This is a genomic window from Paenibacillus sp. 1001270B_150601_E10 (assembly GCF_015558675.1).
Lineage (GTDB): Bacteria > Bacillota > Bacilli > Paenibacillales > Paenibacillaceae > Paenibacillus_B.
The window spans coordinates 244289-253837 of the sequence record NZ_JADMOL010000005.1 but is presented as its reverse complement, the minus strand read 5'-3'; the positions used below and the strand labels follow the sequence as shown (position 1 = coordinate 253837).

Annotated in this window: 10 protein-coding genes and 1 pseudogene; 1 reads left to right on the top strand and 10 read right to left on the bottom strand. The window is 45.6% G+C overall.

Annotated features, from left to right (window positions below; translation table 11 throughout):
• Nucleotides 1-307: 307 nt before the first annotated feature.
• The gene (locus I2H74_RS14270; protein WP_195574731.1) at nucleotides 308-454 is read left to right on the top strand and encodes a hypothetical protein; all 147 of its coding nucleotides are present in this window, start codon (nucleotides 308-310) and stop codon (nucleotides 452-454) included.
• Between the two features lie 5 nt (nucleotides 455-459).
• Here the strand turns inward: I2H74_RS14270 and I2H74_RS25305 are convergent.
• From I2H74_RS25305 to I2H74_RS24695, 10 genes and pseudogenes are all read right to left on the bottom strand, one after another.
• Nucleotides 460-762: pseudogene (locus I2H74_RS25305) on the bottom strand (MauE/DoxX family redox-associated membrane protein); the annotation flags it as partial.
• A 51-nt stretch (nucleotides 763-813) separates the two neighbouring features.
• On the bottom strand, nucleotides 814-1296 hold the full coding sequence (locus I2H74_RS14265; RefSeq protein WP_195574729.1) for a hypothetical protein: 483 nt from the start codon (nucleotides 1294-1296) through the stop codon (nucleotides 814-816).
• Nucleotides 1265-3016, bottom strand: coding sequence for an ABC transporter ATP-binding protein (locus I2H74_RS14260; protein WP_229106673.1), 1752 nt, complete (start codon nucleotides 3014-3016; stop codon nucleotides 1265-1267). Before I2H74_RS14260 ends, I2H74_RS14265 begins: the two co-directional genes overlap by 32 nt.
• A gap of 26 nt (nucleotides 3017-3042) precedes the next feature.
• The gene (locus I2H74_RS14255) at nucleotides 3043-3468 is read right to left on the bottom strand and encodes a hypothetical protein (RefSeq protein ID WP_195574726.1); all 426 of its coding nucleotides are present in this window, start codon (nucleotides 3466-3468) and stop codon (nucleotides 3043-3045) included.
• Nucleotides 3469-4056: 588 nt separating this feature from the next.
• Entirely contained in the window at nucleotides 4057-6171 is a 2115-nt protein-coding gene (locus tag I2H74_RS14250) for a copper amine oxidase N-terminal domain-containing protein (protein ID WP_195574725.1), read from the bottom strand.
• A 172-nt stretch (nucleotides 6172-6343) separates the two neighbouring features.
• Nucleotides 6344-6688 (bottom strand): EamA family transporter, encoded by a 345-nt coding sequence (locus I2H74_RS14245; protein ID WP_195574723.1) that lies wholly within the window; start codon nucleotides 6686-6688, stop codon nucleotides 6344-6346.
• Between the two features lie 2 nt (nucleotides 6689-6690).
• Nucleotides 6691-7158, bottom strand: coding sequence for a DUF2304 domain-containing protein (locus tag I2H74_RS14240; RefSeq protein WP_195574722.1), 468 nt, complete (start codon nucleotides 7156-7158; stop codon nucleotides 6691-6693).
• Complete coding sequence (locus I2H74_RS14235; protein WP_195574721.1) at nucleotides 7148-7900, bottom strand: glycosyltransferase family 2 protein; 753 nt, start codon at nucleotides 7898-7900, stop codon at nucleotides 7148-7150. The genes I2H74_RS14240 and I2H74_RS14235 overlap by 11 nt, the downstream gene beginning before the upstream one ends.
• Nucleotides 7863-9152: an ArnT family glycosyltransferase gene (locus I2H74_RS14230; RefSeq protein WP_195574719.1), complete on the bottom strand. Its 1290-nt coding sequence runs from the start codon at nucleotides 9150-9152 to the stop codon at nucleotides 7863-7865. Before I2H74_RS14230 ends, I2H74_RS14235 begins: the two co-directional genes overlap by 38 nt.
• A 265-nt stretch (nucleotides 9153-9417) precedes the next feature.
• Nucleotides 9418-9549: ATP-binding protein (locus I2H74_RS24695; RefSeq protein ID WP_267490744.1), on the bottom strand; the 132-nt coding region annotated here is incomplete at its 5' end.

Genomic DNA, 9549 nt, shown 5'->3' with positions numbered 1-9549 from the left:
CTGGTGGTGTTAAGAGAATGACGAACGATGTGTCACTAGTAGAGACGGGCGAGGTTAGCAGTTCATCTAAGGCTTTGAAAGAGGGATGTGTATAGTCAATAAACATAACAGTAATAGGTTCCTGTACAGGAAAATCAGCTTGATGCAGCAATTTTTTTAGCAGCTCAGTTTCTAGCTTGTTTGACTGTTTTTTATTGCGAATGAAGATGCTCATAAGGCTGCTAATCATTAGGAGTAGGGTGAGGATTAATAAAGGGGTCATAGGTGTGCGCGCAGCTCCTTGTTCCGCTTCAGGATCGATAATAACATGACTACAATTGCGAGGCTTGCGATTATCATTATCGCAGCTAATGAATATAGCACCGTGCTCCAAGTCTCAGGAGCCCGGTCAGGCAATGCAAGTCGGCCGCCGGATAATGCGATAAGGATCATATTGCGAACGATAGGATATTGATTTAATGCTTTTATTTGTCCAAAGCAAGAACAGCTTGTGTCTGTGCTTTCTTGTAGACGTCTCTGACGCAAGGTTAGAACAGTGAACACCGAAAACAGCAAGATAGCAATGATGTCTTTCCAGACAAAAAAGAGCCCAAAACCATATAGAATTGATAACATGGATTCGGCTAAGAGAACACCAACGGCGCTAATCCCTACTAAGGCTTTCGGTAACACATGGTATGAGTGAAGGTCAAGTTTGAATTCTGCGAACGAGGTTCCAAGTTTGGAGAACACGGCTAGGAAAAATAACGAAGCGAAGAGCATATCGATGATGAACGCGAGCAGAAGCATGTTATCACCTCCGTTCCCCTTATGTCAGGCCATATTTTGATCATGATCGGCGAGAATAAGTCCTGTAAGATTGTTAAGATCTTGAGAATCATGCACAATGGCGGCATTAACCACATATCCGTCCTCTAAAAAATAAGCATAGGGTGTAGCTGTTGTACCGTATTTAGCCAACCGCACTTCTTTTGTCATCGTGAGAATAGGGAACTGGAATTGGAAATGTTCCGTGAATGCTTTATTTTCCTCTTCTGTACCGCTGCTAATAAGTATAAATGTACCCTCGTAATGGTTAGTAAAGGCGGTTAGTTCTGACAGCAGATCAATACAGCTGCTGCAGGTTAGCGAAATAAAGCAAATAACCGATGATTCTATAGCTTCGACATCGATAGCCAGCGGCTGTCGAATAAATAAGTCGCCACGCACTGCCTGTTGTTCACGCTCCTTCTTACGTGCCTCCGAGCGAGCTAGAACCTCGGCATCAAATAATTCCCGAAACGTAACTTTGCTCATGAATATTATCTCCTTCATGTGAATGTTGTGTATTCCACATCTTGAAGTACTGGCCTTTTCGCTCCATCAACGCTTCATGACTGCCGCTTTCGACAATTTCACCTTCTTGCATCACGATAATGCGTGGAGCCATTGCAGCAACAGCAAGATTATGTGTAACCATTACCGTAGTTTTGAGACGGCGATCCGATAATATCTGTTGAATCAAGCCAATTTCACTCGATGGATCAAGCTCTGATGTTGCCTCATCAAGCAGTAAAAATGGCGAGTCCTTGTACAGTGCTCTAGCAATGGCTATTCTCTGCCATTGTCCTCCGGACAACTGCCGCGCACCCTGAAGATGGTTTCCAAGGTATGTCTCAAGTTTATGATGTAATTCTGACGGAACGAGCATCGGATAGGCTTGAATGAGCCTCTCCACTTTATGTTTAACCTCTTCATTTGGGTGATCGAGTGCAATGTTTTCATAAATAGAGAATGGATACCTCATATAGTCTTGGTTCACGATGGATACTTGATCAAACCAGGAATCACGGTCCATTTGATTAATATCACGACCATTGATAAATAGCATGCCATGTTCAATCTTATGGAGTCCAAGAAGAACCTTAGCCATTGTTGATTTGCCGGAGCCATTTTCACCGACTATAGCAACGACGTCACCCATCGCAACGGTCATATTTATATGGCGTAAGGCAGGACGATCCACATGAGGATAGGTGAAAGAAAGTTGGCTGAGGACAATGGTATGAATGGGATCCATTTTAAACACTGGGTGTTCTTTTGCAGTCAGAATGTATTTGTTTATAAAAGATTGAAAGTTTTTAGTCGCTAACGGAATTTGCTTAAAAATTCTGGAGTACCCGGCTATCATCAGCATGCTAGAGTAGACAGTCATAGAAGCAGTTGATAGTGCTGCATAATCGCCAAGAGTAATCTGATGGTTGACGAGTTTGTTGAATAGGATGAGCTGTATCAATAAAAAACCAATAGGTTGAAAGATGATGGCGATACTTCTCGTTCGAAAATCTCCGTATTTTAGGGCATTTGTTTTACGAATAACTGATTCAGCTGCTTCTGTCCACTTATTTAATAAATAGACGCGACTGCCGAAGATCATCGTTTCTTTGACGGCTTGCGGCTGAAGGATAAGGCTTGATGCAAGATGAGTCTCAAGCTGGTTCTGTGCCACTTTATGAAAATATTTTTCTAATCTCAGAGATTGGAGCATTTCTACCCAAAAAAGAGGCATTGAAAAAATGAGCAGAATAATGGCGGCAAGCCAGCTGTACGTAAGGGTGATATAGCCATAAACACTTAGTATTAACATCTGTTGAGCTAAACCGATTGTAGAACCAATAGATTGTTCAATTTCGTTCAAACTGTTCTTGAGGATGTTTGTGTCGTGAGCAAATGCTGAAGTTTCAAGATGGGTAATCTCTGTGGGCTGAACGGAATGATATAAATGATGCTCTAGGCGGTTATGTATGCGGAGTGACAATCTAGCTTGAACGAGTCTAGTGCCTTCTGATAGCAGCAACTCTGCTAATTTTAGTGCTGCAAGAATGAGCGCAATCCAAGCAAGATTCGCCCAGATCATAGCTCCAGCCATATGGTCAAACAGCTGCTTATTCAGATAAAAAGTTAGCCAGCCTATAACAGGTTGAATGGCTAGCAGTAGAATCACGATTGTAATGATTCCTACTGAACCGTGCATCATGATACGCAGCCAACGAAAATGTGCGTTCATCCTACGTTGGTGTGAAACAAGCGGAATGGTGCAGCTACTGTGTCTAAGTTGCCTGGATTGCCGCAAAAGTAGTGAGAGATGAGCTGACCTTCTGAGTTGATGCCATAGGCCCAAGGAAAGCCAAATCCTTTGACCTCACGTTCGACTGTATTGCCATCGATTCGATATAAGCGTACGTTGTCGGAGAAGGCTTGTGATGCCTTATGATATTTTTGTTCACATGTGTCAATAAGAACGATAAGCGGATGGTCTGGCCGCTCTGTTGCAAAGCGTTCGATTTCATCAAAAGCAGGGAGGCAGACAGCACAATCAGTACTGATCATTGCGATGATTAAGTAGTTCTTTAACAGATCATATAGAGATACTTGATCGGAGAGAGGCAAGTTGGGGAAGTAGTCGCCAATTTGAATATGATCTCGCAAAAAGAGACCCTCCTTTCAAAAAAATAGAAGGCTATGAATATGAAAGGTATAGGTGAAAAAGCTTAAACGAACTACTGTATGCGCTTACAATTGAAGAACTACAGCAGTTCGTTTAAGTGTAAGGCTTAAATCCGTTCGTTAGCGAATAATATGAGGGAGATGATTCATGTAGGTATAAATCGATGAAGGATCTTAGCAGCAGCCGCTAGCCTCTGAGCAACCAACAGAACAAACTTTGTACTCTTGCTTTCCACTGCCCGTTTTGCAAATGAGGCCTGTACAAGTGTAGTAGTAGTCATAACAGTTGTTGCATGCCATCCAGAACACCTCCTTTATATGAATAATTTCCCATTCATTAGTAGTATATTTGGTTTATGATAGAGAGTCAACAAATATTGTAAAATAATGAAACATAAAAATGTTTTCCCTATTATAGTAAATAGATCTGAACAGGCGTGTATGAGAATAAATGGTGACTCCTCTTGGCATTAAAAATAATAGAAAAGCCGACCTGATACGGTCGACTTTTCTATTATTTTTATTTCAATACATAAATGGAAGGGGTAACCGTGTTCCTCTCATAGAGGATTACTTTTTCATCTCAGGCATCGGCATGAACAAGAACGTAAATGGCAGATTGCTGCCTGCTGCTGGGGTGATCCATAGCTCGACTCGTTCTTCCTTATCCCCAGTACGGTAGAGGACACTGGTGGTGTTCTGAGTAGATCCGATGTGCTTAATATGCACAACCTCGTTGTTCACTCTTGCTGCACCGGAATAGAGTCCGCCCCGAGGGTTGAACGTAATCAGCGTGTTTGGCGCAACGCGATTGAGCACAATATAGTAGACTACGCCGTAATTGCCAGAGTTTGTCGCATTAGTCAGCTTGATGCCATCTGTCCCTTGTTGAAAAGGATCGGTCGTGTTATCCGTTAATGGCAGCCGCTCTGGCTTAGTGCCTACAAGCTCGTTATATTCAAATACTCGGGTTGAATCTTTAAAGGTTCCTCGAACGATAGATTCCTTCGGATCGAGATCAGGCAGCTTAGGAAGCATGGTTAGAGGGTCGTTTTTGGCCTTGACCATGAGAACCGTATATTGAATCGGCCCATCGCTCACGAGATCCGCATTCAGGGTGACGACATCGCCGCTTGACGTGGTGGCCGCACTCAGTTCGGTGAAGATCAGCTTGCGTTCACCAGGAGCAAGCGCGATATTTTTGATCGCACTTCCGTTAATGGATGATTCAAAGTATCTCGCTGCAGCAAGCCTGCCCGCAACCTCAGGATGATTGGTAGGGCCTGCAAAGCCTAAGCTGCTTATATTGACGCTGGCAGAAGATTGGCCTTTGTTCTCTGCGACAACGTAGAATTTCGCTTTTTCACCAAGATTATTTTTGTGGTGAATCATAAATCGAGTTGCTCCCTCGATGGTGTCCTGGTACAGAATACCTTCGCTGTTTACTGTTTCAGGACCGCTGGCGCGAAATAGGGTATAAGGCTCGGTCCAGTACTTATAAGGAAGGGCATCGAACGACAACACGGAGCTTCCGACAATCTCAAAGTTGCTGCCCACAGGTGTAAATAGACGGTCAAAGTCCTCTTTGGTATACAGCAGCTCTGAGGTAATCTCGATCTCCTGCGTGTAAGTCGAAGAGAGCCCATGCTTATCCGTCACCTGCAAGGATACTTTCACGATGCCTGGTTCGAAGAAGGCAGGCTTGTTATTGTCCCACTTTCGATCTACGATTGCATCCTCGTCATCGGTGCTTTGATCCTCGTAGCGAATCTGCTCTCCCATCCGATACTTTTTCTTGTCCGTTGTGAAAAAGGCAACCGGAGGCTCATTCGGCTCTGGCTCAGGTTCTGGTTCAGGCACATTCACAACAGGCGGTGTTAGAACGATGCGATTGCCCTCTAAACTAAGCGTGATATTATATACGGCTGTAAAGGATCGCAGCGGGATCATGAGGACGCCTTTATCCATATAAGGTGTGCCATTTAGCGGATAAGAGCTGCCGCTTTTGACATATGTGTTTCGATTTGCCTTGAATCGGATTTCAACAGCTCCGTCCATGACCACCGCTTCATTCGTTTTTCCGTCGTAGCCAACGGTATAGCCGAGACGCTCTGCCAATGATCGCAGACTTACATAGGATACGCCTTGCTTGACGGTCAAGCTGCGAAGAGCAGTGTATGCCGTGCCATTCTGCTCCATCTTGCTGCTGTTCAGATATAAGATAAGTGGATCAGAAGTTCCGAGATTGCTGCCAGCATAACTTTCCTTGGAGCTGCTGCTTGGATACTCAGAATTCGGCTCCGTTGAGGAATTCTGAGTGTCCGAATTCTCCGTGCCCTCTGAGGCCGTGCCGTTGTCCGAATTTACGCTTTTCTCCGAAGAAGGATTACGGTCATCACTTGTATTGTTCTGAGCCGTCTTATTGCTATTGGATGCGCTCTGCTCCTCGACTTGAGAAGCCTTGCTGCTTGGGCTGGCATCGGGTTCGTTTATAGCAACCTGACGGGTCTTATGAACGCCGTTGGCTCTATCTATACTTCCACCCGCATTGTCCTTTTGATATTCGTAGTGGTTTTGCTGTTGTTCATCCGAGACAGTCTTCATCGCTTCTGCTTGTACAGGTATTACGGATGCCGCTTGTGAGGCGGCAAGTATCGTAGCAAGGAATGCTTTTTTCATTTTCATAAGTTTTAAGAAACTCCTTTTTTACTTCTCCTCATAACTCCATGCAAGAGAGACTCCATCGATTAAATCTTTATAAGTACAGTATTTTTTATAAATAAGCTGTTTGAGGAGACGCTCATCCTTTCATTATCCCAATTTACTCTTCAAAGGGTCATAGCTTGAGCGACTCTGCTTATTTCAGCGATATGACGATTACGCCTACAATTATGATGCATACGCCAACCCAACGATTCAGCGGGATGACCTCATCAAATAGATATAAGGCAGCTAGTATGCCAATGACATAGGCAAGGCTCTGCAGCGGGTATGCGATGCTGAGCGGCAGTCGCGATAGGACGAACAGCCACAGCACGGTCGCAATGCCGTACAAAGCAATGCCTAGGATGATCATGGGCGAGAACATGACGGAAAATAGGTTGTGCCATTGCAGACCGCCCTGCTGGCTGAGTCCCATCTTCCATACGATCTGCCCGGCAACAAGAAATAATATATTTAGAAGAAGCAGTGCATACACCATGTCTAGCGGTTCACCTCAATCGCTGGCTTCGCTTGATCCGCTTGGGGACTGAGATCTTCTGCTTCGAATATTTCCAGCAATACACTTCTCTCCATCTGCGCCTTCTGCTCCAACAGCTCGGTTTGCTTGATCAGCTCTTGAAGCTTGCGATCCTGCAGAGCGACTGTCTGAATCAGCACAACATTGCGCTGAGACAGGGAAGACACGATCATGGTGAGATGCAGCAGGATAAATAGAATCCCGATTACGCTCAACAGGTAGAGGAGCGACGGGGCATACTCAATGCGAATCAGTCTCGCAACGTGATCAAGTATGGATGGAAACAGCGAAAGAACCATCATCATTAGGCTAAGCAGCAGCCACAGCAGCGCGTACTGCTCTTTAAGCTTTTGTTTTCGAATGAGATAAAGGATGGTTCCAGCAAAGACGAGACTGATATAGAAGCTGAACATATAGATATCAGGTGTCATGGCTTACTTCCCACGCTTTCTTTTTCTTTGTTTTCATGATGAGAACGGCTAAGATCACCTTGCACATGTAATATACCGACTTAAAGGGAGATATGCTGGACACGCCGCCTTGCCGCTCTTTCATCACTACAGGGACTTCCTTAAAGGAAAGATGGTAGTTGTCGAGCAGCATCAAGGCCTCAACCTCGGGATAGTCCGTTGGGTAGTGCACCGCAAACAAGGCAATCGCCTTCTTGCTGCACAGTCGGTAACCGGAGGTAGGGTCCGTAATTCTTTTGCCGGTTAGTCGTGTAACGAGTCCTGCCAAGAGATCGATACCAAGCTTTCGAGCAAAGGTAGACTGGAAGCCCTCTTTCTCGATAAAGCGAGAGCCTACCACCATATCGGCACCGCTTGCCTGCATTTCGTGAAGCAGCTTATCAAGGTCGGAAGGGTTGTGCTGGCCATCGCCGTCAATCTGAACGGCATAGTCGTAGCCATTCTCTGCCGCGTAGCGATAGCCGGTCTGTACGGCGCCTCCGATGCCGAGATTGCATTGAAGATTCAGGACCATAGCACCTGCCTCCTCCGCAAGTGCCCCAGTCTCATCGACCGAGCCGTCATTGACGACTAGGATGTCTGCGTATGGCGTATGCTTCTTAAGCTCAGCTATAACTCGTTCAATGCCTTCCGCCTCGTTATAGGCGGGCACGATGACGAGAACTTTATGGTTGTTGGGGTGATGATGGCGATGGTTGAGCATCGTGTACACTCCTTTCAGCGGATAGCGGCGTATTTTTTCGGTAACGGGCGACTAGCATTCGAACCATGGCAACACCGACGATGCTATCCATGATGATGATGAATGGCATCACCGTGTAGTTGTATCGGTATTCCGGCACAAAGGCCAGTCTCACAATAGACATCGTGACAAGAATAACGGCGAGCATCGTAGCGGGCTGTCTCCACTTCCTCGCAAAGACGACAAGCGAGACTAGAGCAAAGAAGATGAGCGCCATATGCGGCCAGTTCCATGGCAGGATCGGAATGACCTGATAACGCGGCTCATGACCGCTGCCAAAGTACATCTTGGAATAGGTTTGCTTGAGCTTGCCGTACGTGTACCATTTGGTGTATTCCCATGTGTGCTCGGTGAATCCGACCTTTAGGCGTTCCTTGGCAATCTCCATCTGTGTCTTTCCTTTACGATCCACCAGTCCGTCATCGTAATTTTTATTCGGATAGGTGCCGGCATGGAAAGGATTCACCTGCGTTGAGGCGATCACGACCTCATGGAGCGTAACCATGTTGCGTATCACCCAAGGAGAGAGCACGATGCCTGTCCCAATAACGGTAATTAAAAACAGCTTTAGGGTCGTTCGCTTCTCTTTTTTCCAAAAATAATAGAATGCATAGATGGGAAGCAGTAGAATCAAAAATTCTGGGCGCGTCAGGACCAGCAGTCCCATGGCGGCACCGCTTAATAAAGCATGTGTCCAGGTTTTTTTCTCAAATACAATGAGCTGCAAATAGACATAAATCATGAAAAACAGCGTTGCCAGCACCTCGGTGAGTACAGCGGCGTTGCTCCATACAAATGGCGGATAAACCGCTCCGATAAACAAAGCCACGATTCCGACAGTTGTCCCGCCCAGCCGCTTGGCAATCAGATAAAGCAGCCAAAGGGAAATGAGGCTGATGACGACCTGGGTGTACCGGATCGTGGGAAATGGGTCATGGTGCTGATAGTCCACCAGCTTATAGATGGCGGCCATGAATAAGGGATAGCCAGGCGTAACCTTAGCGTTCGGCTCTGTATCCTTATAGGCATAGACGCCTTTTTCCAGCAGCTGTCTAACCATCAGATCGTAGTGAACCGAGTCGTGGGACACCTTGTGCTCCACGGAAACGAGGAAATCTATTCTTAAAAAGCTTGCTAAGGCGAAAATAACGATAATAAGCGCAATAACGATCCACCGCTTGGAAGAGGAAAATCGTGCTGCTTGATTCAGCATGTGAAACGCGTCTCCTTTCATAGTCAAAAATCCATTTAGATTATTAAGTTTATTCTCATGATTCATTCCTGCTTGCGAATACCTGTGCCTCTGACTCTCGGAAATAAGCTCCTATAACCTTACAATAGAGTTCTTAACGGACGAGGAGACAAATGCTTAACAAATGCTTAAATAAAGCTTATCTATCATCACCAAGGGTTCCGTGAATATAAAAAAACCTTCTACAGATGCAGAAGGTTCGTTAGGATGGAAGATAAACGTTGATTTATGCAGGAAACACGGTTTCAAAGCATGTTTGCCGCTCATTGCTGCTGACGGATATTTTGCCGCCATGCACCTCGATGATGCTCTTGGTAATAGCAAGCCCAAGGCCTGTGCCGCCACCGGTCTGCTTCGA

Bases quoted from the DNA above. Each gene is read 5' to 3' on its own strand.
- I2H74_RS14270 (WP_195574731.1), top strand. From the start codon at position 308: ATGACTACAATTGCGAGGCTTGCGATTATCATTATCGCAGCTAATGAA.
- I2H74_RS14265 (WP_195574729.1), bottom strand. From the start codon at position 1,296: ATGAGCAAAGTTACGTTTCGGGAATTATTTGATGCCGAGGTTCTAGCT.
- I2H74_RS14260 (WP_229106673.1), bottom strand. From the start codon at position 3,016: ATGATGCACGGTTCAGTAGGAATCATTACAATCGTGATTCTACTGCTA.
- I2H74_RS14250 (WP_195574725.1), bottom strand. From the start codon at position 6,171: ATGAAAATGAAAAAAGCATTCCTTGCTACGATACTTGCCGCCTCACAA.
- I2H74_RS14245 (WP_195574723.1), bottom strand. From the start codon at position 6,688: ATGGTGTATGCACTGCTTCTTCTAAATATATTATTTCTTGTTGCCGGG.
- I2H74_RS14240 (WP_195574722.1), bottom strand. From the start codon at position 7,158: ATGACACCTGATATCTATATGTTCAGCTTCTATATCAGTCTCGTCTTT.
- I2H74_RS14235 (WP_195574721.1), bottom strand. From the start codon at position 7,900: ATGCTCAACCATCGCCATCATCACCCCAACAACCATAAAGTTCTCGTC.
- I2H74_RS14230 (WP_195574719.1), bottom strand. From the start codon at position 9,152: ATGCTGAATCAAGCAGCACGATTTTCCTCTTCCAAGCGGTGGATCGTT.